The following is a 24,567-nucleotide window of genomic DNA, read 5'->3' on the forward strand; positions in this document are numbered from 1 at the left end:
TCAACTGAGCGAGACGGACCGAAACGCGGTTGGCCCGTCGTTCCCAACGGCCGACAGTGACCGTCCTCGGCCTCGATGACACGGATTCCCGAGAACGCGGGATGTGTACGACGTACGTCGCCGATACCGTCGCTCGCCGATTAGCCGACACCGGAGCAACCGTCGAACGCGTCCTCTTGATTCGGTGCAACCCCGCGGTCGAACACAAGACCCGGGGGAACGCGGCGCTGGCGATCCACACCGACGCCGCCGTAGAGACGGCGTTCAACATTGCCGAAGGAATTGTCGACGACATCGCTGAAACCGCTGACGACCGGACCAACCCCGGCATCGTCGTTGCACCCGGGGGGCCCGACGGCGTTCCGGACGACATCGCCACCTTCGCTCGTGCGGCCGCTCGAAGCCATCACACGCGTGAGGACGCCCGTGAACACGTCGATTCAGCCGGCTATCGAACCCGCGGCTGGAAGAACGGCCGCGGGGTCATCGGCGCGCTTGCGGCAGTCGGCGCCTGGCGCGCCTTCGATGACTGGACCTACGAACACATCGCCTACCGGGAGCCGAGTCGGTGGGGCACCGAACGCGATGTGGACTTCGATTCCGTCTTCGAGGCCGCGAACGCCTACTACCCGGAGGTGTGGGATACCGTCGACCGCGGAAGCGGAGAGGCCGTCTGCGTCCCGCGGACGCCGGGGCCTGTACTCTACGGAATCCGTGGTGACGACCCCGATTCCTGTCATGCTGTGTCCGACCACATCGAAAGCGAGTCCGTCGACCGCGCACGGACCTTCGTGACGAATCAGGGCACCGATTCCCACATTCGGGCGGGCACCGTTTCGACTGCACGCGACGGACACTCCTACCATCTCGACGGGCGCGTCGCCGAATCCCCCGAGACGCGCCGCGGTGGCCACGTTTTCTTCAGCATCGAGGATGATGCGACACTCACCTGTGCGGCCTTCGAACCCACGAAGCGGTTCCGTGACCGGGTACGAAACCTCCGTGTCGGTGACTACCTCACCGTCTGTGGCGAGGTAAGCGACGGGACGCTGAAACTCGAGAAGTTCGCTGTCCGCGAGTTGAACCGGACGGAACCGGTGACACCGACCTGTCCCGACTGCGGTCGAACCATGAAATCAGCGGGTCGCGAACAGGGCTATCGCTGTCGGGACTGCGGCACCTCGACTGAGGGGAAAGCCGAACGCCGAATCGAGCGCGACCTGGAAATCGGCTGGTATGAGGTTCCACCACGGGCACGCCGGCACATCGCCAAACCCCTGATTCGCGGCGGGTTCGACGCGCCGACGCACCCCGAGAAATGACCCGTGTGAACGATACCCACTATTCACATCACAGGGGTGTTATTATCCCGATATGGCCCAGCGAACTGCCAGCCGAGAGCGAGTCGTCTGCAGCCAGTGTGACCTGCCGTACTACGGCGACAAGAGTGGCTGTCCGTACTGTCAGGAGGCCGGTCTCGCACGTGGCGCGGCGGACGAACCCACCGCGGAGGCTACATCGGGCACCTCAGATACCGACCGAGAAAGCCTGCTCGGCCGTCTCAAACGAACGCTCGGGATGTGACCTCATCCCTTGAGGCCGCTTCCGGTGAGCGGGACGACGACGTCATCGTCGGCATCGACGACGCCTCGCTCTCGGTACTCACGGAGTCCGGCGGGAGCGACCGCACAGGTCGGCTCCGTGTAGAAGCCGGCCTCGTGAAGCCGGTCGAGTTCCGTCGCGACAGCCTGCTCCGAGAGGGCGATAGCATCGCCGTCGGTCCGGTCGATGGCCTCCATAATCCGACCTTTCTGTACCGGTTCCCGAATCTGGATACCGTCGGCAATTTCGTTGTTTTCTCCCACAGCGCTTTCGCCGTGGAGTTCCGCAGCGATGGGCGCATACCCCGCCGCCTGTGCCCCGAGAAGTTTCGGCAGCCGGTCGGTCCAGCCGGCGTCCCGGAGCGCTCGGAACCCGTAGTAGGCGCCGAGAAACAGCGTGCCGTGGCCAAGCGGCGTGACGACGGCATCGGGAACCGACCAGTCCCGCTGGTGGGCGACCTCGTAGGCGAAGGTCGCCGTCCCAGCGAAGAAGGCGGGTTTCCACGCGTGGCTGGCGTACCAGCCATCACCGCTTTCGACGGCCTCGATGCAGGCGTCGGTGACGTCCTGTCGACTGCCCTCGACGCGGTTGACCGACGCACCGGCGCGGCGGATAGCCCTGACTTTCGACTCCTTGACGCCAGCAGGAACGTAGATTTCGGCCGGGATATCCGCGCGTGCGGCGTAGGTGGCGATGGCGGCGCCGGCGTTGCCGGAGGAGTCCTCGACGACGACGTCGGCGCCGACCTCCTTCGCGCGGGTGAGCGTCGTCGTCGCACCGCGGTCCTTGAACGACCCGGTTGGGAAGACGTACTCCAGTTTGAACGTCGCATCCCACTCGGGGGCTTCGACCAGCGGCGTGTAGCCCTCTCCGAGCGTGACGCGGTCCTCGACGTCCGCGCCGACGGGCAGGAACTCCTCGAAGGTCCACAGGCCGTCTCGGGGGTCGATAGACGCTTCCTCGGGAGAATCGACCGACGGCAAGGGCTGGTCAGCAAATTCCAGCGGCGCGCCGCACTCACAGCGCCAGCGGTCGGCGTAGGTCCGGCTGCACTCCGGGCAGGCGAGGTCCATACCGACGAATCGGCGGACGTGCCCCTGTGGGTTTCGGTGGCGAGCAGGCGGAACGCTCCCAGCGGCTATCCGTGTTCCACGCTACTGCCTCGGCGGATAGCCGACGAGTCGTCAGGTCACGAGCCGTCTGGCCGTGCTATTGTTTATAAAGAACCGGCTGTAGCATCCGCCGAGGGGCGTTCGGAGAACGCCCCCGAGGCGGTTCCCGCTGGCGACCGAAGGGAGCCAGCGTAGCGCCGACTGACTAACGCTCAGCCGACCATAGGGAGGCTGAGCGGCTGGAGGGAGGCGCGCATATTTTCCCCAAGTTTTTGCCGAGAACCGGGGTCGCGGCAACGCCGCGACCCGCGTTCTCGTGCAAAAAGTGGGCTAGAATTGATCGATATCCGTCCCGACCGAACAGACGTATTCGCCGGTCGCGACCTGCGGAAGGCGGCGGTGTCGCCAGAAGACGCCGTCGGAATCGGCAGTGACCTCGGCTTTGACGGTTCCGAAGGGGTCAGTGACCTCGAAGAGGGTGTCGCCACGCTCGACTTCGTCGCCGAGGTCGACCTTGAAATCGACGAGACCGCCGGCGGGCGAGCCGTGCTGTTCGAAGCCGGTCGCGCGGGTCTGGGGCTGGCGGTCGATGTCGCCGTCGAGGAAGCCGTAGTAGTGGAGGACGTTGAAGACGCCCTTCACGCCCTTTTGAATGGATTCTTCGTCCCAGCCGACGGCGCCGCCGAGTTCGGGGTCGATGGTCGGAATGCCCTCGTCGGGCGCGGCGCGGGCGAGTTGGCCGTCGGGACCCTTCTGGTCGAGGATGTGGCCACAGCCGAAGACCTTCGCGAGTTCGAGACAGTCCCGATGGAGGCGGTGGCGGGTGCCACAGCGGACCCGCGTCTCGTTTATCATACAGGAGGTCGAGCCCTGATGGAGGTCGAGCACGAGGTCGGCGCGACTGGCGGCATCGAACGTCGCGGCGGCGATGCGTTCGGAGGCCGTCCCGGAGCTATCGCCGGGGTAGGCGCGGTTGAGTTTCGTGTCGTCGATGGGGTTGCGGTGTTCGGCGACCTGAAAGCCGTAGTAGTTGACGATGCCGACGATGAGGATTTCGCCGGCCAGTTCCGCCGGGTCGAGTTGGGGAACGAGTCGCTGGAGCACGCCCAGTCCGTTGAGTTCGTCCCCGTCGGAGACCGCCTGCATATAGAGTGTCTTGCCGTCGCGTGCGCCGTTGATGACCGCGACGGGCAGACCCACCTCGGACCCGTCTCTGGCCTCGCCGACCGACAGCCGCCCGGTGTCCATCTCGCCGGGGCCCGCATTCGCCGTGCCGAGGGTCGTCATTACTACCAATCGTCGGCCGGGCGTTCTTAGACCTACTGATACCCGTCGGCTTTTCCGACGGCCGCGTCCGTGGCTGATTCCGACCCTTTCGACCGGCTAACGAAAAGGCCTATTCCCCCGTGAGACCCACGTTCGAGTAATGAGTGTCGACCTCGCTTTCGATGAACAGGAGCTACTACCGGCCGTCGCACAGGACGCCGAGACGGGCGACGTGCTGATGCTCGCCTACGTCTCCGAGGCGGCCTTCGAGAAGACCCGTGAGACGGGCTATGCGCACTACTACTCCCGGAGCCGCGAGGAACTCTGGAAGAAGGGCGGTTCCAGCGGCCACACCCAGGAAATCGAGGAGATTCGCGTCGACTGCGACGGTGACGCAATCCTGTATCTCGTCGACCAGGAGAGCGGCGCCTGCCACACGGGCTATGAGAGCTGTTTCCACCGGACGCCCGACGGCGAGGTCGTCGGCGAACGAGTCTTCGACCCCGACGAGGTCTACGAATAACGTGTCCGACGTCGCCGCGGAACTCCGAGAGGCCTGCGAGACCGTCCACGAGTACCGGGACCGCGCCGACGACCACGAGCACCTCGACGAGGTGGCCGACGCCTACGAATCCGTCGAGCGCGTGCTGGACCGCTGGGAGGAGCGGGCCACCGACTGGGACGACTTCGAGGGCTACATGGAGTTCCGAAACGACATCTCGGAGACGCTCGAATCGATTCCCGAGGACGTCCCCGAAAGCGACGCCTTCGTCGAAGCGGACCGCCACGTCAAGACGAAGGGCGTCTCCAAATCCCTCGACGAGGGGGACTTCGAGGCCGCCCGGGAGGCCCTTTCACCCGCCGCAGAATACGCCGAACTGCGCGAGGACTTGGAGGCCGCCGAAACCCGCTACCGAAAGACACGCCAGCGGGCCAAAAACCGACTCCGAGAACTCGGCGAGCGTATCGACGACCTCGAACGGCTGGTCGAGTTAGGTGAGGCCGACCTCGATGCCCCCGTCGAGGAATTGCGCGAGCCAGTCGAGCGCTACAACGAAGCCGTCCGGGAGGATTTCGCGGCGTTCCGTCGGGACGAATCGGCCCGCGAGTTCCTCGGATGGGTCGAAACCGCGGCGGCGTCACCGCTGGTCGACTACGAGGCTCCGTCGGAACGACTGCTGGAGTACGTGCGCGAGCGACCGGCCGGCGAGCAGTCGGTCCCCGACCTGCTGGAGTACGCCGACTACTCGCAGTCGAAACTGAGCCACTACGTCGAGGACGCGGACCGCCTCAAACGCCGCGTCGCGACCAACCGGACGTACCTCGAAGGCCTCTCGGCCGACCCGCTGTGTATCGGCTGGCCGACCCCGCCCGCCGACACGCTCCGGTTTTTGGCGGACGAACTCGTCTCGGTCGTCGGCCGGTTCGCCGACGAGGAAACGGTCGCGGCGCTGCGCGAGGTACGGGCGCTGACGCGGCGCGACGACTACGGCCGCCTACAGACGGCCGCCGTCGCGCGGGCGGAGATGACCGAGGAGGAACGAGAGCGGGTAGCGAGCGGTGCGGTCGCCGAGGAACTCGAAGCCACTCGCGAGGAGAAAGAGCGCATCGAGGCGGCGCTGGAGGACTGCGATATATGAGTCAGTAGGTCCCGTTTATTTTCGGGCCGAGTCCATCGCCTCACGCATCCCCGCCAGCAGCGTTTCGGCGCGGTCGCGGTCGCGGGCCTCGGCGTAGATGCGGACGAGCGGTTCGGTGCCGCTCGGGCGGGCGAGTACCCACGCGTCGCCGTAATCCAGCCGGTAGCCGTCGATGGTCGTCAACTCGGCGTCGGCCTCGGCGGCGTAGGATTCGGCCGCGGCGAGCATGGCCTCGCGTTCGTCGTCGTCCGCGTAATCGAGATTGACGCGGACGTTGGCGTAGCCGCCGTGTTCGGCGGCGATTTCGCTGGCCGGGCGGTCGGCGAGCAACGAGAGGAAGCGGGCGGCAGTGTAGGCGCCGTCCCGGGCGATGCGGTAGTCGGGGAAGATGATGCCACCGTTGCCCTCGCCGGCGACCGGGACGGCACGGCCCGCCTCGCGGAGTTCGCGAATCCGGGTGATGATGTAGGTGCTGCCGATGGGCGTGAGTTCGAGGGTAGCGTCGGCGTCGTCGACGGCGTCGACGAGGCGCTGGGAGACGTTGACCGCCGAGACGGCCGTCTCGCCCGCATCGAGTTCGGCGGCCGCGAGAGCGGCCAGTGCGGCGTCGCCCTCGATATGGGCACCCGTCTCGTCGACGAAGATTGCGCGGTCGGCGTCGCCGTCGTGGGCGATACCGACGTCGGCGTCGGTGGCCCGGACGAGTCGGCGGAGGTCCGCGAGGTTCTCGGCGACAGGCTCGGGGTTTCGCCCGGGGAAGTGGCCGTCGGGCTGGCCGTTGACGGTGACGACGCGACAGCCGAGTTCGCGGAAGAACTCGGGGCTCGTGAGACAGCCGGCGCCGTGGCCGGGATCGAGCGCGACGGTCAACTCGGCGTCGGCGATACGCTCGCGGTGGCCCTCCGTTTCGAGGCGGGCCAGCAGGTCCTCGACGTAGGCGTTGCGGGCCGTGTCGATTCGGTGATGACCGCCGGTGGCATCGTAGCCGACGAGGCCGATATCGTCACCGAGAAGCCGTTTCTCGACGCGTTCGAGGGTTTCACGGGGGAGTTCGACGCCGTCGGCGCCCACGAGTTTCACACCGTTGTATTCGGGCGGGTTGTGACTCGCGGTAATCATCACGACGGGGACGCCCGCGCGCTGGGCGTAGGCCTGTGCGCCGGGCGTCGGGACGACGCCGAGTCGGTGGACCGTACAGCCGACGCCGGCGAGCGCGCTGGCGGCGGCGTCGGCGAACATCCGGCCGGTCGTACGGGTGTCACGGGCGACCGCGACCGCGTCGGCGTCGAGTACCGTCCCGGCGGCAGCGGCGATACGGCCGACGAAGGGCGGCGTCAACTCCTCGCCGGCGATGCCACGTACCCCGCTCGACCCGAACACTTGCATAAACGAGTCCTCGGAGGCGGGCGGCAAATGGGTTCCGGCACGGGAAAGTCCCGCTTGGAAGGATAGGAGGGCAGCGCCAGCGGGCGCAATCGCTTCTGCGGACGGTTGGCCCTTCATGTTACGCCCCGACGTGTGTCTCGGACAGCGAACGATGTTTCGCGAGTCGAAACGTTCACCATTGCCCCGCCGGAAACTATCGGGACATGAGCAACCGGCCGGACGTGGGGGCCGACCGAGGGACCGTCGCCGACCTGCTGAACAAACGGGCGGAACTGCTGACGTGTCTCGCCGACGGCCCGAAACCACAGCGGGTCCTCCGCGATGAACTCGACCGGTCGCGGTCGACCGTCTACAAGGCGGTCACCGAACTGGAAGACCACGGCCTCATCACCGAGGGTGCCGACGGCTACGAACTGACGGGTATCGGGCGGTTGGCGTGGCGACGCCACGACGACTACCGGGGCCGCCTCGACCGCCTCGTCGCGGCCGAACAGCTGTTGAACGCGATTCCGGATGCGACCCGCGTGCCGCTGGCGGTCTTCGAACACGGGCGGGTCATCGTTCCCGGCCGACACGCTCCCGAGCGGCCACTCGACCACCTCGAATCCCTCGGTGAGGGTACCGATACCATCCGGTGTTTCTCGCCGGCCGGCATGCCCCGGTATTTCGCCGGCATCCACGATGACGTCGAGTCCGGCGACCGGACGGCGAAACTGGTCATCGAGGACGACGGTATCGACCGCGTCCGGTCGATTTACGACGACTTCGAGGCGGCCGTCTCCGAACCTTCCTTCGACGTCCGCATCGCCGACGGGGAACTTCCCTTCGCCATCGTCGTCTTCGACGAGGCCGATTTAGGGCTGTTCGTCTACGACGAGGGCACCCTCGCCGGCGCGGTCTTCTGTGACGACGATGCCGTCCTCGCGTGGGCGAACCGGCTGTTCGAACGCGAACACGAGCGGGCGACGCCTGTATAAACGCTTTCGTCGGCCGCCGTCCCCTGTTCATACATGACCGACGAGGACATCACCATCGACGAAAAGCGGGTCTACGACGAGAAGGCGGGAGCGACGACGGCCTACGTGGGGACGAGCGCCGGCCTCGCACGTGTGAACGTCTCCGACGATATCGTCGGCGAGTTCAGCCTCGAATACCGCGGCGAAGTGGTCGACGTCGCGGCGGACGGCCGCCTCGCCGTCGCCACGCCGACGGACGTCCTGCTCGAAACCGAGGAGGGGTTCGCCGAAACCGGCTTCGGCCCGGCGACGGCGGTCGGCTTCGACGACGGACTCCTCACTGCGGGCGAGGGCCGACTCGCCCGCTACGACGACGGCTGGGAGACCGTCGCCGAAATCGATGACGTTCGAGCGATTTCGGGCGGGTTGGTCGCGGCCGCCGGCGGCGTCTACCGGACCGATGGCACGCCCGTCGGCCTCGATGCGGCCAACGACGTGGCGGCCGACAGCGACCTGCTGGCGGCGACCGACGAGGGGCTTTACTACCTCGCCAACGGCTGGATGCAGGCACGGGAGGGCATCTTTTCCGTCGTCGCGGCCACCGAGGGACGGGCGCACGCCGCCACCGCCGAGGAGTTGTTCGCGCGCGCGACCAGCGATGAATCGGAGGGCGGCGACTGGGAACCGGTCGACCTGCCCGTCGACGGCCGAATTGCGGGCGTGGCCTACGACGAGGCGACCTACGCGGTCACCGAGGACGGGACGTTCCTCGCGAACGCGGGCGACGGCTGGCGGCACCGCTCGCTCGGCCTGCCGGGCGTCGTCGGCGTTGTCGTGCGCTGAACGCACTTAGCCGATCAGTTCGGACTCCGAGTCGGAGTCGGCACTCGTCGAGAGCCGCTGTTCGGCGACGGCGAAGGCGAGCGTGCTGGCGAGGCCGAGCAGCGTGCCGGCGGTCAGCGTCGCCGCGAGATACGAGAGGCCGACCGACTCGATATCGAGGAAGAAGGCACTCAGGCCGTGGAGGACGATGGCGATAGCAACCACGTAGAAGGGGGCGTTGAGGTAGCGCCAGCGGAAGTTGCCGGCGAGGTACTCGTCGGTGATGCGGCCGAGCGCGGCGACGATGCCCGCGGCGGCGACCCACTGGACGGCGCCGAAGACGAACGCGGCCGCCGCCGGAAGCAGGTCGGGGTTGCCCATCCCCTCAACGACTTCGAGGCCGCCGACGCCGCCGACGACGACCAGCGCCGCCGCGACGACGTAGGTTATGAGTTGGGCCCGCCCCGAAAACAGCCCGACTCGGACGCGTTCGAGCGACCGGTCGATGGCGTCTTCGAGACCGAGACCGCGGAAGAGGATATACAGCCCGATGAGCGCTGAAACCACACCCAGCGTCGATCCCGGCAGGCCGATGACGTCGGCCACGATAGCGACCGGGTAGATGAGCAGCAAAATTCCGAGCGGGATGAGGATAGTCCCGCGGGTCTCGGGGTCTGCAAGCACCTGCTTGAACGTGTAGTACATCGATTCGAGGTCCTGAGCCTGCCGGACGACCACCCGGCGAACGGCGTCGATGGGCACCCGCGAGCGGATGACCGGCAGGACGGATTCGTCCTGTGCGCCGTCGGTCACGACCAGCGCGCGGACGTCTTCACCGGTCGACAGCGAGGCAAGGACGGTGTCGACCTCCTCGCCGACCTTCCGGTTCGCGGAGACGTCGGCCTTCGCCGTGCCCGTGACGACCGCAACCTCCACGCTCTCGTCGTCGATGGCGTCGTGGAGGTGGACGCCCTGAAAGCAGACGTTGACGTCGGAGTCCTCGGGGTCGGCGTTCGCGAGGGCGACGGCCGCCTCTTCGACGTTATCGCGGCCGACGACGGGGGTATCGAACTCCGTCTTCCGGCCGAGGTCGTCGTCGAGGTCGACACAGAGGATGAGCAGCATCGCTCGTTGTCACTCCCTTTCACGCGGGCGCTTAAGTTCCTTCCGTCGAACTTTTTGCACGGCGAGCCTACGGCTCGCCGGCAAAAACTTCGATGAAAAAGACACTTCGACCCTCCCTCCGGTCGGGTCTCGGTCCCCCGCCTCGCTTCGCTCGGCGCGGTGAACCGCTCGCTCACTTCGTTCGCTCGCGGACGCTTCACCACCCCCGTGAGATTTTCCGCGTTACTCGTACGTGACGCCGCCCATCAGCGTCCGGACCGTCTCCTCGTTCTGGCCGAAGGCCGTCGGATGGCCCGCAAGCGTCACGACGAAGTCCTCCCCCACCTCTGCGGGTTCGCTGACGTAGAGGTATATTTCGACGCCCTGCCCGATTTCGGCGAGTTGCGCGTCAGCGGTAAACCGCGTGACACTCGTCGTTTCACCGGCGACCTCAGCCTCCAGAGTAGCCTCCTCCTGAACGTTGTGGATGTTGTCGTATCGCTCCTGAATCATGTTGGCGATGGCCGTCGTGTCCATCTCCGCGAGCGGGTTGAAATCCTTGCCGAGGAGACTGATTTGCGGCGTCGACAGCGTCGCGAAGACGGCCGCCTGAACCCGCGTTCCGATGAGGCCGAGTTCGATGGCTCGGTCGTACTCCGAGATGACGCTTGTCACCTCGACGGTTCGGCTGATACCGAACCGGCTGAACTGTCGGGTCTGGGTGTCCTTGATCGTCCGGTGGTGCGAATAGTCCGTCTCGCTCTGCACGCTCGCCGACAGGCTCGCCTCTACCGCCCCGAAGGCGGCGCCGTCGGAGGTGAGGCGTCCGTTACAGCCAGCCAGCCCCACTGCACCGACCGTTCCCGTCGCGGCGAGGAATTCACGTCGCGTCTTTTTCATTACGTGTGGGAAGGCGATTCTCGCTCATTAGTCCGTCGGCCCGGAGATACCGCGATTCCTTTTAAACCCCTTACACCGTAGCCCGCAAATCCCGCCCGCAGAAATCCACAACGCACGACTTTTCCCGCTGGGTGGATAAAGGGGAACAACGAATGATTTCGAAGGGCTGTGAACAGTGCGCCGTGGGCGGCAAGATGGTACTCTTCGTCTACGGGTACTGCGACCAGCGTGACTGTTTCTACTGCCCGCTGGGCGAGAACCGCAAGAACGTCACCCAGACGTACGCCAACGAGCGGCCCATCGAGAACGACGAGGAAATCATCGAGGAAGCAAAGCGCATGGACGCGCTCGGCTCCTCGATTACCGGCGGCGAACCGCAGGAAGCCATGGAGAAGACCTGCCGATACATCGAACTCCTCAAAGACGAGTTCGGCGAGGACCACCACATCCACCTCTATACCGGCATCACGGGCGGCCGCGAGAACATGCGCCGCCTCGCCGAGGCCGGCCTCGACGAGATTCGCTTCCACCCGCCGCTGGAGTTGTGGGGCGACATGCACGGCACCGAATGGGAGGAGATTCTCTACATCGCTCGCGAAGAAGGTCTAACGCCGGCCTTCGAGATTCCGGGCATCCGCGCGGAACCGGAGTTCCTCGAATTCCTCGATGAGGGCGCCGCCGACTTCTGTAACATCAACGAGTTCGAGATGTCCGACGGGAACTACCGCCGGATGCAGGAGGAGGGCTTCGAACTGCAGGAAGACCACATGTCCGCCGTCGAGGGGTCGAAGGACGACGCAATCCTGGAGGACATGGCCTCCCACGAGAAGGTCTACTTCTGTACCTCGGTCTTCAAGGACGCCGCACAGCACCGCTCGCGACTCAAGCGGATGGCCCGAAATATCCAGCGGGAGTTCGACGAGATTACCGACGACGGCACCATCGTCTACGGGAAGACGTGGGTGACCGAACAGCGCCTCGACGAGTTGGGCGTCCCCGAGGAGTTCTACACCGTCAAATCCGACCACGTCGAGTTGGCGTGGTGGCTCCTCGAGGAGATGGTCGAGGACGGCGACGTCGAGGACGGCGAAATCGTCGAGCAGTATCCGACCTACGACGGGACCGTCGTGGAACGGACGCCGTTAGCGTAGAGGGAACATCCGGCCGATCGTAGCGAGGCCGGCCTTTTTCATCAACGTTTTTCAAGGAGTGGTCGCGCGTAGCGCGACCCGACGCCGAAAAAGGTTGGATGGTACTGTGGTCGAGCGGACGCCGCTGGCGTAATCGATTGATTTCCCCTGCTGGTTCTGCAAAACTGCCACGGCCAGTATCCCTTTTGTACCCCCAGCGGTAGGGCCGCTATGGCAAACGGTGGGCCACCACTCTTGGGGCTGCTCGGCATCGGCGAGGACAATCGCGTGCCGGCACGCGTCGACCTCCACGACGACCTGAACCTCGTCGCCGTCGTCGACCGACTCGAACTCGGTGGCATACTCTTCCTCGGGCAACTGGTGATATTGGGCCTGCTGACGAACCTGCCGACCACCGCACAGGTCGGTATCGCCGGACTGGTCGTAATCGCGCTGGACCTGTTCGACCGGAAACTGCTGACGAAGTATCTCGATTAGGCCATCTCGGCGCCGGCCGCGACGAACGCACCGATGACGACCAGTACGCCGCCGATAGCCAGCCCCTCAGTCGACCGGCCGGCCGCCGCCAACGCGCCGAAGGCGAGGAGGCCGCCGCCGAGACAGCCCACCAGCGCAATCGTTCGGGTCCGCCGGTCGATGGGGCCGCCGCGCTGGCGTCGGTAATCGACCGCCGCGGCACCGAGGATGGCGGCCGCCGCCGACCCGGCGAGCAGGTCGGAGACGGTGGCGTAGGCCAGCAGGCCGACCGTTCCGAGCAGGCCGGCGGCGAGAGACCCGTCGGGCGAGAGCGGATTGACCGACTCGCCGAACCGGGCGTGATACAGCGCTGGCGGAACGCCGACGACCAGCGCCACGAGCGACCCGAAAAGGGCCCGCTGGATGACGATTCCGTAGAGGAAGACGGGCGCGCTCGCGAGGAAGCCCGCGGCGAGAACGTAGTCCGGAACGAAGACGTCCTCGGGCGACTCCGAGCGGACGATGCCGAACGCCACGAACGGATAGAGGATGAGGGCGCTGACCAGCAGGGTGCCGAGGTGGTTCGGTGAGAACAGGAGGCCGAACAGTCCGAAGGCGAAGGCGAGTACCAGACCGACGAGCGGGGCGGCCTCGGGGACGCGGCGACTCATCTATCCGTGATTGGGCGTCGACCGGCAAAGCGCTGGCGTTGGCGGCGGACGCGTTCGACCCGCAAGCGTTTAATCGACTGCGGGGCAAAGCATCGCTATGGCGGACTGCCCACTCGCGGACGACTGCCCGAGTTTTTCCGAACGCGTCGAAGGAATGGGATGTCAACACTACGGGGACCGCGGTGGTGCCGAGTGGTGTTCGCACTACAACCAGCCCATCCGCGACCTCAAACAGCAGCCGGTCAAGATGGGCGAGAAGGTCGTCGTCGACGTCGAGGACATCCACGAGTCCGGCGCCGGCGTCGGCAAAACCGAGGACGGCTTCATCGTGATGGTCGACGGCCTGCTGCCGCCGGCCCGCGCCGAGGTCAAGATTACCGAGGTCCGGTCGAGTCACGCCCGCGCCGACGTCGTCGAGCGGCTTCCCGAGGAAGACGAGGAGGACGAAGCCGAAGCGGAAGCCGACGAGGGCGAGGAGGCCGGCGAGGCCGAGGATGACGAAGCCGAAGGCGAGGACGCCGACGAGAGCGAGGGGAAAAGCGACCGCGAGAAGGCACTCAGCCGCGAGCGACTGGGCAGTCGCGAGAACTTCTGGGGCAACTAGGCTAACCGTGCCAGTCCGACCTGCCGCATCGACGTTTCGACCGCACGATTCGACCGTTCTACACAACCCATGAGCCTGCCGAACGTCGACGACCTGTTGGACCGCGCCGGCTTCGACGCCGATGAAAGCGTTTTGACCCGCCGGCAGGCGGAGGTGCTCGCGCTCCGCGAGCAGGGCATCCAGCAGTCGGCCATCGCCGAGGAGTTGGGCACCTCCCGAGCCAACGTCTCCAGCATCGAGGCCAGCGCCCGCGAGAACATCGCCAAGGCCCGCGAGACGGTGGCCTTCGCCGAGGCGCTGTCGGCGCCGGTCAAACTGACCGTCGAGGCCGGCACCGACCTCTACGACGTGCCGAACCGGGTGTATTCGGCCTGCGACGACGCGGGCGTGAAGGTAAATCGGACCGCCCCCGAGTTGATGAAACTGGTCGGGGACGCCGCCGGCGACGCCGTCCACGGCCGCGAGGTCCGACGGGACATCACGGTCACCGTCACCACTGACGGGACCGTACAGGTCCGCGAGTAGCCGACGACGGCCCGGCGCTGCCGCGAAGACCCCTTTTATACTTCCGGCGGGCGATTTCCCGATATGGACCTCGGAATCGACGGTAACGCAGCGCTCGTAACGGCTGGAACCGCAGGACTGGGCCTCGCAAGTGCGGAGGCGCTGGCCCGGGCGAACTGCGACGTCGCGGTCTGTGGCCGGGATACGGACCGCCTTGCACAGGCAGAGGCTCAACTGGAATCGCTCGGTGACGGCGACGTACTGGCCGTCGAGGCCGATATCACCGACGAGGCCGAACTGGAGGGTTTCGTCGGCAAGACCATCGAGACGTTCGGCCGTCTGGACCACGTCGTCACCAGCGCGGGCGGCCCGCCCTCGGGCCCCTTTGCGGAGACGACCGACGAGGAGTGGTACGACGCCTACGACCTGCTGGTGATGAGCGTCGTCCGGACCGTCCGGGCCGCACAGCCGACCCTCTCGGAGGACGGCGGCGGCACCGTCGTCAACATCACCTCCCGGTCGGTCAAGGAGGTCATCGACGACCTCGTGCTCTCGAACTCCGTCCGGCGGGCCGTCATCGGCCTGATGAAGACCCTCTCTCATGAGTTCGCCCCCGACGTGCGCGTCAACGCGGTCATGCCGGGTGCCCACGAGACGAGCCGCATCGAGGAACTGGTCGAACAGGGCGTCGAGCGCGGCGATTACGCCGACTACGAGTCGGGGCTGGACGATTGGTCGGAAGGCATCCCGCTGGAACGCGTCGGCGACCCCGAGGAACTCGGCGAGACCGTCGCGTGGCTCTCCAGCGACCGCGCTTCGTACATCAACGGCGCGTCCGTGCCGGTCGACGGCGGGTCGACCCGAAGCGTCTGAGCGGATACCCGATTCGACGGGACGGCCCCGACCGAGAGGTCCGCCCGTAGTTTAAATATCGTCGTCCCCGTACTTCGATACCGGATGGACCAGAACCGACCCGATTCGCTTCGGGGCTTTCTCACCGAGGACGACGTTCCCGAACGAACGCTCGTCGTCCTCAACCGGCAGGAACCGGAGCCGATACAGCGACTCTTCGAGGAGTCGTTCGGGGCGCTCGCTATCGATATCGAGGAACGGGACCTGCCCGACGAGGCGGACAACGTCGTCGCGCTCCTCGAAGACGGCACTGTCGTCGCCACCTCGCCGCTGAAGGAGTTGCAGAACGCGGTGCTGCTCGTCAACGCCGACCTCTACAAGACGGGAACGAGCGGCGTCGACAAGTACGAGGCCCCCGACGTGTTGACCGCGCTCGACGAGATGGTCTTCTCGCTGCGGGGCTTCCCGAAATCGAACAAGGAGAAACTTCTGCTCATCGTGATGTCCCGATTCATCGAGAACCGGGCGCTCACGGCCGACAAGGGCCGACTCGACGTCGCGTTTCAGGAACTCTCGCGGATTCGAGACGAGCGAGGGACCGAGATTGTTTATAAACGGTTGGCCGAAAACAACGTCGAGACACACATCTACGGCCTGCCGGATATCGAATACGACCGGGAGGGCCTCCACATCCACACCGGCACCGACGAGGAGTACCAGCGGTCGTGGTTCGTCGTCTACACGCCCGAGGACCCCAATCTCGACCCGGCGGCCCTTCTGGCTATCGAGACGGGGCCGAACATCTGGGATGCGATATGGACCTACGACGGCGAGCGAGTCGAGGCCATCCAGCAGTACGTCATCGAGAACTTCTGATTACGACGAGCGAACGATGAAGACGTCGTATTCGAGGCTGCTGGCGACCGTTCCGCCGACACTGGTGACTGGTTTGACGATGCGGCCCGCGTTGTCGCTACCGAGGAAGACGATTTCGGCGTCCACCTCTCGGGCCGCCCGGCGGATTTTGGAACCGATCTGTCCTTTACCCGCATAACGGTCGATATTGTCGAAGCGAACGTCGGCGTTCGGGGCGATTTCCAGGACGGCCTCTCGAAGCCGTTCGGCGGCGGCCTCCGGGTCGTATTCGTCGCCCTCGACCAGCCCGTACGTCTCGGCGAGCGACCGGTCGGTCGGGAGAACGCACACGACGACGAGTCGCTGGTCGTTCTGCTCGGCGAACAATACCGCCCGGTCCAGCGCGGCACGTGACAGGTCGGTCCCGTCGAACGCGGCGAGGTAGGTCATATCGGGCCTATCGACGGGAGGATTAATATTACCCGGTTACAGCGAGAAATCGTCCGTTCCGTCGCGGGCGACCAGCCAGTAGACCGGCAGCGCGACGGCCAGTCCGAAGGCCACGAGTGCGGCGAAACTGCCGAGGGTCCGAGAGCCCGTTACCGCCGTCGTCGCGACGAGGACGCCGACGAGGACCAGCACGCTGAGGCCGATACCGACACAGACAGCGAGCGTATAGAGGAGCACGCGGAGGATACGCCGAGCGACCGCCAGCGTTCGGTCGACGGGAAACGGGTCGCTTCGGGCCATCTGAATCGGGATACAGCAGGGCAACCGGCCCCGACCGTCATAATCCTTACTGCAGGACGGCGCCGCGACGGGCTACCACGTTTCGATGCGACCCTCACGGATGTCCTCGACGCAACCGCGGCAGTCCTGATGCTCGGGGTCGAAACAGGCCGGTCGGGCCTCCGAATCGAGCGAAACCGCCCGTTTCTCGGCGTGGCGGCGGCAGACGATTTTCGCGCGGCCCTCCTCGTCGGTCGGGAGGTCGGCGAGCGTCGACGTTTTCGCGTCGCTGTAGGCCTTTCTGGCCTCCGCGTACTGCTGGCCCGCCGAGCGGAGTTTCGTCCGCAGGAGCCGTTCGAGGCGACGACGGTTGCTCACGGACGCCGTTTGGAACGCGGGCCACAAAGAGCCGTCGGCAGCACACGAGCGGCCACGGATACCCGAGAACGGCACCGGACGCCCTCCTTCCGTCGGTTTTCACTTTCACCGCGCTACCGACGACTTTTATACCATCAAGCACCAACCGGCGTACGTCTCCCATTGAAAACACGCGGAGACGGACACACCATGACAGACCTGCGACAGCACGCGGACGAGATACACGAACAGTTCTCCGACTCGCTCGATGTGAGCGTCGACGAAATCGAAGACCGCCTCGAGACGCTCGTCTCCGAATACCGCGTCCCCATCGAGGAAGCGCGGCGGAGCGTGGTTTCGACGTACCTCGATGAGGCCGACATGGACCGCGAGGAGTTGGCCGGCGGCGGCAGCGAAGCCGCGAACGTCGAGGATATCGACGCCCCCGAAGAGTGGCTCGACCTCACCGTCAAGGTGGTCGACCTCTGGGAGCCCCGCGCGGACTCCATCGCACAGGTCGGCCTCGTCGGCGACGAGACCGGGCGCATCAAGTTCACCAAGTGGGCCAAAAGCGACCTTCCCGAACTCGAAGAGGGGACGGTCTACCGCCTCGGCAACCTCGTCACCGACGAGTACGAGGGCAGTTTCTCGGTGAAACTCAACTCCACGACCACCATCGAGGAGGTCGACGAGGATATCGAAGTCGGCGACAACGCCGACGAAGTCGAGGGCGCACTGGTCGACATCCAGTCCGGTTCGGGGCTCATCAAGCGCTGTCCCGAGGACGGCTGTACCCGAGTCCTCCAGAACGGTCGCTGTTCGGAACACGGCGACGTCGAAGGCGAGTTCGACCTGCGCATCAAGGGCGTCATCGACGACGGCGAGGCCGTCCACGAGGTCATCTTCAATCAGGAAGCCACCGAGGAGTTGACCGGCATCACCCTCGACGAGGCTCAGGAGATGGCGATGGACGCCCTCGACACCGAAGTCGTCGTCGAGGAGATGGGCGAAACCGTCCTCGGCCGCTACTACCGCGTTCGCGGCCCGACGATGGGCCGGTACGTGCTGGCCGACGACATCGAGACGCTGGGCGCACCGGACGATGCCGAAAGCGTGCTGATCAAAGCGAGGTCCCTGTAATGAGTGAATCCGCACCCACCCGCGAGGTCGCCCGACGCGCCTTCGCGGCCGAGTTCAACGACGCAACGTACACGTTCAAGGAATCCGACGACGAGCGCGCGCCCGTCTACTCGCTGCTCCCCACCGGCGAGCGGGCCAACCGCGTCTTCGTCGTCGGGACGCTCACCGAGACGGAGGACGTCGGCGAGGACTCCGAGTACTGGCGTGGCCGCATCGTCGACCCGACGGGCACGTTCTTCGCCTACGCCGGCCAGTACCAGCCCGAGGCCACCTCGGTGCTCCGGGACGCCGAAACGCCGGCCTACGTGGCCGTTGTCGGCAAACCCCGCACCTACGAGACCGACGAGGGCGACGTGAACGTCTCCCTGCGGCCGGAATCCATCACCGTCGTCGACGCCGGCACCCGTGACCGCTGGGTCGTCGAGACGGCCGAACGCACCCTCGACCGTATCGAGACGTTCGACACCGCCGACGAGTACGACGCGATGTCCGAAACCCAGTACGAGGTCGACCTCGGTATCTACCGCGACCAGGTCGTCAAGGCGCTGGAAGACCTCGAAGACGAGGCCGAAGTCGCCGCCGAAGCGTAACCCCACACGCTCTTTCCCCTTTTCGCGTCGCCGACCTGCCGAGGGACGACTATCCTAAGTTAATCCGAGGAACTGCATCAGCGCGAACAGCAGGTCGCCGAACGTGAAGGCCAGCAGCAGGCCGACGAACATCGGGACGATGAACGGAATCCCGGGCGTAATCCAGACCTGCTCGCGGTCAGGGGCGGTGAGCGTCTCCAGCCCCTCCCGCAGCATCTCGGGGGTCGTCCCGTAGGCGTCGTGTTCCGACAGGAATCGTTCGACGCCCCACTCGTCGAGCGGCCGGACGGCGGGTCTCGGGGCATCGGTCGCTTCGTCCCTCGCGACACCGCCGTCGGTCAGCGCGCGCTCGTCCTCGACGATAGAGCCGTCCCCGGGGTCGTTGCGCTCGGTCGGCAGCGGATGGCGATAGCGGTCGGGGGTTTCGCGAATCTCGGCGAAGGAAACACCGCGCCAGCGCAGATACATCCGGAGGGCGTCGATATCGAGGCCGCGACGGGTGAAGCCCTCGGGGGACTCCAGCAGGCGGCCGTACTCCGAGAGGACGTCCTCGACGGCGACGGGCCGGCCGATGAACATGGCCGGCGTGGGTTCCCCGTTCGGGAGGTTTCGGACCGCCAGTGCGATGGGATAGAAGAGGCCGACCAGCACCGTGTTCGACAGTACCGTCAGCGAGAAGACGCCCAGCGGGGCCCCGTAGGCGGGGTAGGCGCCGCTTGCGAGATAGAAGGTCGGATAGACGGGGACCAGTACCGCCAGCGTGATGACGGCCTTGGCGTCGGCGCCGCCGAAGCCACCGAGTCGCCAGAAGACGTAGCCGAGCGGCGCCACGAGGCCGAGCGAGAGGCCGACCTGTATCGCGAAGAGTTGCTGTCGGTAGGGCGAGAGCTCGGTGACGAGCCACGCGTCCCAGACGAGGGCGATGATGCCGACGACCAAAAGCGGCGCCCACGTCCGGTTCGGGACCCGCCGCGTCTCGAGGTCGCGGTAGGCCGCCCACGCGAAGACCGGCACCGCGAGCAACCGGAGGAGGTCGGGGACGGTCGCGAGACCGAAGACGAGCGACGACACACCCCGTCTTGCGTCGAGCGGGTATATAAACGCCCGGCTTCAGCAAGCGAGCATCGATGGTGGACGTTCGTCCACCAGCCTGGAGATACCGCCGGAGAAGGAAGGTATATCCCCGGTGGTTCGGTACCTACTCGTACACATGCCGTACCGGGATTACGAGACGCTCGATATCGAGCGGGTCGCGCTGGTCCCCATCGACGTCCAGCAGGGGTTCGACGACGAACGGTGGGGCGACCGAAACAACCCCGACGCCGAGCGGCATATCGGGGAACTCCTCACTGCCTTCCGCGAGGCCGACCTCCCGGTGGTTCACGTCAAACACGACTCCACGGAACGGGGGTCGCCGCTGCGGCCCGACCGCCCCGGGAACGTATTTAAACCCGAGGCCGAACCGACCGAGGACGAACCCGTCATCTCGAAGGAGGTAAACAGCGCCTTCATCGGGACGGACCTGGAGACGCGCCTCCGGGAGGCGGGCGTCCGGCGGCCCGTCTTCGTCGGCTTCACGACCGACCACTGTGTCTCGACGACGACGCGAATGGCCGAAAACCTCGGCTTCGAGCCGTTCGTCGTCGGCGACGCGTGTGTCACCCACGACCGGGAACTGAACGGCACGCGCTATGCGGCCGAGCAGAACCACCGCCTGTCGCTGGCACAGCTTTCGGGTGAGTTCGCCGAAATCGTCGAGACGGCGACGCTTCTCGCAGCACTGGAAGCACGATAGCCGGTCGCACGGCTACTCGGGAAAAACAGCAAAGGACGGCGAGAAGATGCCGAATTAGATGACGCGGTTCTGCAGGTAGTCGAGGTGCTTGGCGTTGTAGACAATTTTGACCGTGTCGGCGGCGGGGCTGCCGATACAGGTCAGACGGACGCCCTTCTCCTCGACTTCCTCGTCCGAGAGGATCTGCTGCATGTCCATCTCGATTTCGCCCTCTTTGATGATGGCGGCGCAGTTCGCACAGGCACCAGCACGGCACGAGAAGGGCCAGTCGTAGCCCTGTGCTTCGGCCGCTTCGAGGATGTACTCGCCTTCGGCGACGTCGAGGGTACCGTAGTCCTCGCCGTCGAGGCCGGCGTCCGCCGCTTCCTCGAAGAGACCGTCGTCGTCAATGTCCCAGCCGTGGTCGTCCAGTACTTCGTAGTTAAGGTATTCTACCGTGGGCATCAACACGTGAGTTCACACCCCTATGTGTTGAAGGTTGCTGTTACGGCCGGCGTTTCGACCCTATACGAACGATTGTTCACTTTTTATCGTTGACGGCGGGGGCGTCTGTCGAACGTCGGCGAAGAACGGGACAAACGGCAGAGAGACCATCAGGCGCCCGAACCGATGGCAAAGCGGGCTCAGAAGGGGAAAAATCGGAAGACGAGGAACGCGCCGGCGGTCGCCAGCGTCGGCACGAAGTTCTGCATCAGAATGACCCGGCCAGTCGTTTCGGGGTCGAAGAGGTCCGAGGCCGCAGGGATGTCGTCGGGCTCCTCCTCGCCGATTGGCGGCGCGTTCTCGCCGCGTTTCTCGGTGTCGCCGACGGTCGCACCTTCGTCGGCCGCCAGCGCGCCGACCGAGACGTTCGCACCCTCGCCGCGGACCGCATCGCGGGCCGTCGTCGTCCGGGTCGCACGACCCCAACCGAGGCCGATAATGCTCATCGTCGCGATGATGACGAAACTCGCGGGAATGCCGATGGCCGCGAGGGCCGCTGTGGCCGTCGAGGAGACGACGGCGACGATGATAGCCGCCGTCAACGGGAGTTGAGTCAGGTCGCTACCCATCGTGTCCAGCGTCTTCCGGGCGATGGTAAAGGCGCCGACGCCGACAGCCACCACCGCGAGGATGATGGCGGCGTTCATCGAGAGTTCGCCGCTGCCGACAAGCGGTGCGACGGCGTTGGCGGCGTTGGAGGCGCCCGCTGAAAACGCCATCAGACAGCCGATGGAGATGACGACGATTGCACCGAACATCTCCCGGCGGGTCGCGTCACCGGAGAAGGGGCTGCCGTCGGATTCGGGGATGGCGATCCACTCGTTGAGTACGGGATAGAAATATCGGCCGATGACGCCGCAAATCCAGAAGGTGATGATAGGGGAGACGATCCACCACGAGACGATGCGGCCCATCACGCCCCAGTTGAGCGACCCCGTCGCCAGTCCGAGGCCCGCGATAGAGCCGACGGCGGTCATCGACGTCGAGGCGGGAACGCCGAAGGAATTGGAGATGAAGAGCGCGAAGCCGATGAAAAACAGGACGATGATGCTCGCTTCGAGCGTAAAGAGCGCGCTCGGGACGATTCGGCCACCGAGCGTTTCGATGACCTCTCGCCCGATGGTCCAGCCACCGATGAAGAAAAAGACCGTCATGAGCCCGGCCGCGAGGAGTTTCGAAAGGACGCCGGCGCCGACGGCGGGGCCGAAGGCCGGCGCCGTCGAGGAGCCGCCGATGTTGTATCCGACGAAAGCGGCGACCGCGAGACCGACAACGAGGAGAAGTTCCACCATATAAGTCGAAAACGATGGGACGGCAGATAAGCGCCCTGCTTGCGACTAACGGGTAGGCTTTTGATGCGGCGGTGCCCCGACTCGAATATGTTCTCGGAGTTCGAGGTGGTTCCGGCCGTCGACATGCAGGACGGACAGGTCGTCCAGCTGGTCGGCGGCGAGCGCGGCACGGGCAAAGAGTACGGCGACCCCGTCGAGGCGGCCGAACGCTGGGTCGACGCGGGCGCCGAGACGCTGCATCTGGTCGACCTCGACGGCGCTTTCGAGGGCGAACGGGGGAACGCTCCCGCCGTCGAGGCGATTCTGGACGCCGTCGACACCGACGTCCAGTTGGGCGGCGGCATCCGGACCACAGAGGACGCGACGGGCCTGCTGGAGTTGGGCGTCGACCGCGTCATCCTCGGGACCGCGGCGGTCGAAAACCCCGATATCGTCGCCGACATCAGTGAGGAGTATCCGGGCACGGTGATGGTCAGCCTCGACGCCAAGGGCGGCGAAGTCGTCGTTTCCGGCTGGACCGAGGGCACGGGGCTGGACCCCGCCGAAGCCGCCGCGCGCTACGAGGAACTGGGCGCGGGCGCGATTCTGTTTACCGACGTGGACGTCGAGGGGCAACTGGAGGGCATCCGTCGCGAACCCGTCGAGCGCGTGGTCGACGCGGTCGATATTCCGGTCGTCGCCAGCGGCGGCGTCGCGACGCTGGCGGACGTGCGGGCGCTGAAGGAAGTGGGCGCCGCTGCCGTCGTCGTCGGGACCGCCCTCTACGAGGGCCGCTTTACGCTCGAAGAAGCGATGGCGGTGTAGGCGCCGCTACGTCACCAGCGCGTGAAGCCGCCAGTAGACGGCCGCCACTCGCGCCAGGAGGCCGGCCCTGGTGGTCGGCGGCAACGCGGGCTTGATTGGGTCCGTAAGGGCTGCCGCGACGGGCAGCAGGTTGCGGGCGCTCATCGCCACTCCTCCTTCAGGACGGTGACACAAAACGTTCAGTCAGACGGCCGTCACGCGGTCGTCGGACCGCTTATACCGCTTTTTCGAGGGCCTCGCTGACGTTCGGGTAACGGTCGGCGACCCAGTCCCGAAACAGGACGAAGGCGACGACCGACGCGAGCGCGAAGACGACACCGCCGACCGGGCCCAGTCGCTTGGCACTCAGTTTCCAGGCTGACCACGCGAGGCCGAGCAGTTCGAGCATGATTTCGACATCGGCCGCGTGACATAAAAATAGGCGGCCCAATCGGCGAGGTAGGGACCGTGTAAACCAGCGACAGTAATCGTCAACACTCATTACGGGCCCGGCCCACAGACGGAGTATGTCTTTCGAGGAAATGGACGTCGACACTATCTGGCAGGACGGTGAGTTCGTCGACTGGGACGACGCACAGACCCACATCCTGACGCATTCGCTGCATTACGGGACGGCCGTCTTCGAGGGCGCCCGCTGTTACGATACGGTCAGCGGCCCCGCGCTCTTCCGGTGGGAGGAACACCTCGACCGGCTGTTCGATTCGGCGAAGGTGCTGGACCACGACATCGACCACACCCGCGAGGAGATCACCGAGGCGACGCTGGAACTCATCCGAAGTCAGGACCTCGAATCCTGTTACATCCGGCCGCTCGTCTACTACGGCTACAACTCGCTGGGCGTCTCGCCGAAGGACTGCCCGACCGAAACGATGGTCGCCTGCTGGCCGTGGGGCGCCTACCTCGGCGAGGACGCCCTCGAAAACGGCGTCGACGTGATGGTCTCCTCGTGGCGCAAGCACGCCTCCAGCCAGATTCCGACCAACGTGAAGGCCACCGGCCCCTACGTCAACTCCATGCTGGCCGGCGAGGAGGCCCGCCGCAACGGCTACGTCGAGGCCATCGTCCTCAACAAGGAGGGCAACGTCGCGGAAGGCCCCGGCGAGAACATCTTCATGGTCAACGACGGCGAGATTTACACTACGGGCCTCTCCGAGTCTATCCTCGACGGCATCACCCGCGATACCGTCATCCAGCTGGCCCGCGACATGGGCTATACGGTCCACGACGACACGGCCATCTCCCGTGGCCAACTCTACACGGCCGACGAACTGTTCTTCAGCGGCACCGCCGCCGAAGTCACCCCGATTCGGAGCGTCGACGACACCGAAATCGGCAACGGCTCCCGCGGTCCCGTCACCGAGGACATCCAACAGCAGTTCTTCGACCTCGTCGAAGGGAAACTGGGCGGCTACGACGACTGGTTCCTGTACGTCTAGAACACCCACGTTTTGCACGGGGACGAGTCACACTTTATTGACGAACCGAGACAACGGCTT

At 65.8% G+C, this 24,567-nt stretch carries 31 protein-coding genes; 17 read left to right on the forward strand and 14 right to left on the reverse strand.

What is annotated here, in order from left to right; all coding sequences use genetic code 11:
* Positions 1 to 56 precede the first annotated feature (56 nt).
* Entirely contained in the window at positions 57 to 1,322 is a 1,266-nt protein-coding gene (locus tag HWV23_RS06135) for a tRNA(Ile)(2)-agmatinylcytidine synthase (RefSeq protein WP_178289543.1), read from the forward strand.
* A 52-nt stretch (positions 1,323 to 1,374) separates the two neighbouring features.
* Positions 1,375 to 1,584, forward strand: coding sequence for a hypothetical protein (locus HWV23_RS06140; protein WP_178289544.1), 210 nt, complete (start codon positions 1,375 to 1,377; stop codon positions 1,582 to 1,584).
* A 2-nt stretch (positions 1,585 to 1,586) separates the two neighbouring features.
* On the opposite strand, the gene HWV23_RS06145 is transcribed toward HWV23_RS06140, so the two are convergent.
* Both HWV23_RS06145 and HWV23_RS06150 read right to left on the reverse strand, forming a co-directional pair.
* Positions 1,587 to 2,675 carry a pyridoxal-phosphate dependent enzyme gene (locus HWV23_RS06145; RefSeq protein WP_178289545.1) on the reverse strand — a complete coding sequence of 363 codons (1,089 nt, stop codon included), beginning with the start codon at positions 2,673 to 2,675 and terminating at the stop codon, positions 1,587 to 1,589.
* A gap of 369 nt (positions 2,676 to 3,044) precedes the next feature.
* Positions 3,045 to 4,001 carry a succinylglutamate desuccinylase/aspartoacylase family protein gene (locus tag HWV23_RS06150; RefSeq protein WP_178289546.1) on the reverse strand — a complete coding sequence of 319 codons (957 nt, stop codon included), beginning with the start codon at positions 3,999 to 4,001 and terminating at the stop codon, positions 3,045 to 3,047.
* 139 nt (positions 4,002 to 4,140) lie between these two features.
* Between HWV23_RS06150 and hisI the strand changes: the two genes are divergently transcribed.
* Both hisI and HWV23_RS06160 read left to right on the forward strand, forming a co-directional pair.
* Positions 4,141 to 4,503, forward strand: a complete 363-nt coding sequence (gene hisI / locus HWV23_RS06155) for a phosphoribosyl-AMP cyclohydrolase (RefSeq protein WP_178289547.1) — start codon at positions 4,141 to 4,143, stop codon at positions 4,501 to 4,503.
* Between the two features lies 1 nt (position 4,504).
* A complete protein-coding gene (locus HWV23_RS06160) occupies positions 4,505 to 5,620 on the forward strand; it encodes a DUF7118 family protein (protein ID WP_178289548.1) in 1,116 nt (371 codons plus the stop codon).
* 15 nt (positions 5,621 to 5,635) lie between these two features.
* Here the strand turns inward: HWV23_RS06160 and glmM are convergent, their stop codons facing one another.
* Positions 5,636 to 7,006 carry a phosphoglucosamine mutase gene (gene glmM, locus HWV23_RS06165; RefSeq protein WP_178289549.1) on the reverse strand — a complete coding sequence of 457 codons (1,371 nt, stop codon included), beginning with the start codon at positions 7,004 to 7,006 and terminating at the stop codon, positions 5,636 to 5,638.
* A gap of 203 nt (positions 7,007 to 7,209) precedes the next feature.
* Between glmM and HWV23_RS06170 the strand changes: the two genes are divergently transcribed.
* Positions 7,210 to 7,983, forward strand: coding sequence for a helix-turn-helix transcriptional regulator (locus tag HWV23_RS06170; RefSeq protein ID WP_178289550.1), 774 nt, complete (start codon positions 7,210 to 7,212; stop codon positions 7,981 to 7,983).
* A gap of 33 nt (positions 7,984 to 8,016) precedes the next feature.
* Entirely contained in the window at positions 8,017 to 8,805 is a 789-nt protein-coding gene (locus tag HWV23_RS06175) for an HVO_0234 family beta-propeller protein (protein ID WP_178289551.1), read from the forward strand.
* Between the two features lie 6 nt (positions 8,806 to 8,811).
* On the opposite strand, the gene HWV23_RS06180 is transcribed toward HWV23_RS06175, so the two are convergent.
* Together HWV23_RS06180 and HWV23_RS06185 are read right to left on the reverse strand one after the other, a co-directional pair.
* Positions 8,812 to 9,909: a DUF373 family protein gene (locus tag HWV23_RS06180; RefSeq protein WP_178289552.1), complete on the reverse strand. Its 1,098-nt coding sequence runs from the start codon at positions 9,907 to 9,909 to the stop codon at positions 8,812 to 8,814.
* A 222-nt stretch (positions 9,910 to 10,131) separates the two neighbouring features.
* A complete protein-coding gene (locus HWV23_RS06185; protein WP_178289553.1) occupies positions 10,132 to 10,788 on the reverse strand; it encodes a DUF6517 family protein in 657 nt (218 codons plus the stop codon).
* A 152-nt stretch (positions 10,789 to 10,940) separates the two neighbouring features.
* On the opposite strand from HWV23_RS06185, the gene HWV23_RS06190 reads away from it, so the two are divergent.
* Positions 10,941 to 11,939, forward strand: a complete 999-nt coding sequence (locus tag HWV23_RS06190) for a radical SAM protein (protein ID WP_178289554.1) — start codon at positions 10,941 to 10,943, stop codon at positions 11,937 to 11,939.
* 210 nt (positions 11,940 to 12,149) lie between these two features.
* A complete protein-coding gene (locus tag HWV23_RS06195; protein WP_178289555.1) occupies positions 12,150 to 12,416 on the forward strand; it encodes a hypothetical protein in 267 nt (88 codons plus the stop codon).
* Here HWV23_RS06195 and HWV23_RS06200 read toward each other — a convergent pair.
* Positions 12,413 to 13,066 carry a hypothetical protein gene (locus tag HWV23_RS06200; RefSeq protein ID WP_178289556.1) on the reverse strand — a complete coding sequence of 218 codons (654 nt, stop codon included), beginning with the start codon at positions 13,064 to 13,066 and terminating at the stop codon, positions 12,413 to 12,415. The genes HWV23_RS06195 and HWV23_RS06200 overlap by 4 nt on opposite strands.
* 97 nt (positions 13,067 to 13,163) lie before the next feature.
* On the opposite strand from HWV23_RS06200, the gene HWV23_RS06205 reads away from it, so the two are divergent.
* From HWV23_RS06205 to HWV23_RS06220, 4 genes are all read left to right on the forward strand, one after another.
* Positions 13,164 to 13,670 carry a TRAM domain-containing protein gene (locus HWV23_RS06205; protein ID WP_178289557.1) on the forward strand — a complete coding sequence of 169 codons (507 nt, stop codon included), beginning with the start codon at positions 13,164 to 13,166 and terminating at the stop codon, positions 13,668 to 13,670.
* Positions 13,671 to 13,739: 69 nt separating this feature from the next.
* Positions 13,740 to 14,195 (forward strand): Tfx family DNA-binding protein, encoded by a 456-nt coding sequence (locus tag HWV23_RS06210; protein ID WP_178289558.1) that lies wholly within the window; start codon positions 13,740 to 13,742, stop codon positions 14,193 to 14,195.
* Positions 14,196 to 14,258: 63 nt separating this feature from the next.
* A complete protein-coding gene (locus HWV23_RS06215; RefSeq protein WP_178289559.1) occupies positions 14,259 to 15,047 on the forward strand; it encodes an SDR family oxidoreductase in 789 nt (262 codons plus the stop codon).
* A gap of 84 nt (positions 15,048 to 15,131) precedes the next feature.
* On the forward strand, positions 15,132 to 15,902 hold the full coding sequence (locus HWV23_RS06220; RefSeq protein ID WP_178289560.1) for a DICT sensory domain-containing protein: 771 nt from the start codon (positions 15,132 to 15,134) through the stop codon (positions 15,900 to 15,902).
* On the opposite strand, the gene HWV23_RS06225 is transcribed toward HWV23_RS06220, so the two are convergent.
* From HWV23_RS06225 to HWV23_RS06235, 3 genes are all read right to left on the reverse strand, one after another.
* Positions 15,903 to 16,331 carry a universal stress protein gene (locus tag HWV23_RS06225; protein ID WP_178289561.1) on the reverse strand — a complete coding sequence of 143 codons (429 nt, stop codon included), beginning with the start codon at positions 16,329 to 16,331 and terminating at the stop codon, positions 15,903 to 15,905.
* A 36-nt stretch (positions 16,332 to 16,367) separates the two neighbouring features.
* Positions 16,368 to 16,631, reverse strand: coding sequence for a hypothetical protein (locus HWV23_RS06230; RefSeq protein ID WP_178289562.1), 264 nt, complete (start codon positions 16,629 to 16,631; stop codon positions 16,368 to 16,370).
* Between the two features lie 72 nt (positions 16,632 to 16,703).
* Positions 16,704 to 16,988 (reverse strand): DUF7091 family protein, encoded by a 285-nt coding sequence (locus tag HWV23_RS06235; RefSeq protein ID WP_178289563.1) that lies wholly within the window; start codon positions 16,986 to 16,988, stop codon positions 16,704 to 16,706.
* Between the two features lie 189 nt (positions 16,989 to 17,177).
* On the opposite strand from HWV23_RS06235, the gene HWV23_RS06240 reads away from it, so the two are divergent.
* Together HWV23_RS06240 and HWV23_RS06245 are read left to right on the forward strand one after the other, a co-directional pair.
* Positions 17,178 to 18,107, forward strand: coding sequence for a replication factor A (locus HWV23_RS06240; protein ID WP_178289564.1), 930 nt, complete (start codon positions 17,178 to 17,180; stop codon positions 18,105 to 18,107).
* Positions 18,107 to 18,697, forward strand: a complete 591-nt coding sequence (locus tag HWV23_RS06245) for an RPA family protein (protein WP_178289565.1) — start codon at positions 18,107 to 18,109, stop codon at positions 18,695 to 18,697. The genes HWV23_RS06240 and HWV23_RS06245 overlap by 1 nt, the downstream gene beginning before the upstream one ends.
* A 54-nt stretch (positions 18,698 to 18,751) precedes the next feature.
* Here HWV23_RS06245 and HWV23_RS06250 read toward each other — a convergent pair whose 3' ends face one another.
* On the reverse strand, positions 18,752 to 19,768 hold the full coding sequence (locus HWV23_RS06250; RefSeq protein WP_246282735.1) for an A24 family peptidase: 1,017 nt from the start codon (positions 19,766 to 19,768) through the stop codon (positions 18,752 to 18,754).
* Between the two features lie 139 nt (positions 19,769 to 19,907).
* Between HWV23_RS06250 and HWV23_RS06255 the strand changes: the two genes are divergently transcribed.
* A complete protein-coding gene (locus tag HWV23_RS06255) occupies positions 19,908 to 20,492 on the forward strand; it encodes a cysteine hydrolase family protein (protein WP_178289566.1) in 585 nt (194 codons plus the stop codon).
* A 54-nt stretch (positions 20,493 to 20,546) separates the two neighbouring features.
* Here HWV23_RS06255 and fer read toward each other — a convergent pair whose 3' ends face one another.
* Both fer and HWV23_RS06265 read right to left on the reverse strand, forming a co-directional pair.
* Entirely contained in the window at positions 20,547 to 20,936 is a 390-nt protein-coding gene (gene fer, locus HWV23_RS06260) for a ferredoxin Fer (protein ID WP_178289567.1), read from the reverse strand.
* Positions 20,937 to 21,115: 179 nt separating this feature from the next.
* A complete protein-coding gene (locus HWV23_RS06265; RefSeq protein WP_178289568.1) occupies positions 21,116 to 22,267 on the reverse strand; it encodes an inorganic phosphate transporter in 1,152 nt (383 codons plus the stop codon).
* Between the two features lie 87 nt (positions 22,268 to 22,354).
* Between HWV23_RS06265 and hisA the strand changes: the two genes are divergently transcribed.
* On the forward strand, positions 22,355 to 23,071 hold the full coding sequence (hisA, locus tag HWV23_RS06270; RefSeq protein ID WP_178289569.1) for a 1-(5-phosphoribosyl)-5-[(5-phosphoribosylamino)methylideneamino]imidazole-4-carboxamide isomerase: 717 nt from the start codon (positions 22,355 to 22,357) through the stop codon (positions 23,069 to 23,071).
* Positions 23,072 to 23,077: 6 nt separating this feature from the next.
* On the opposite strand, the gene HWV23_RS06275 is transcribed toward hisA, so the two are convergent.
* Together HWV23_RS06275 and HWV23_RS06280 are read right to left on the reverse strand one after the other, a co-directional pair.
* Positions 23,078 to 23,215, reverse strand: a complete 138-nt coding sequence (locus HWV23_RS06275) for a hypothetical protein (protein ID WP_178289570.1) — start codon at positions 23,213 to 23,215, stop codon at positions 23,078 to 23,080.
* Positions 23,216 to 23,285: 70 nt separating this feature from the next.
* Positions 23,286 to 23,459 (reverse strand): hypothetical protein, encoded by a 174-nt coding sequence (locus HWV23_RS06280; RefSeq protein WP_178289571.1) that lies wholly within the window; start codon positions 23,457 to 23,459, stop codon positions 23,286 to 23,288.
* 118 nt (positions 23,460 to 23,577) lie between these two features.
* Between HWV23_RS06280 and HWV23_RS06285 the strand changes: the two genes are divergently transcribed.
* Positions 23,578 to 24,507, forward strand: coding sequence for a branched-chain amino acid transaminase (locus HWV23_RS06285; RefSeq protein ID WP_178289572.1), 930 nt, complete (start codon positions 23,578 to 23,580; stop codon positions 24,505 to 24,507).
* Positions 24,508 to 24,567 lie beyond the last annotated feature (60 nt).

Origin of the sequence: Natronomonas halophila (genome assembly GCF_013391085.1) — an archaeon.
Taxonomy (GTDB): Archaea; Halobacteriota; Halobacteria; order Halobacteriales; family Haloarculaceae; genus Natronomonas; species Natronomonas halophila.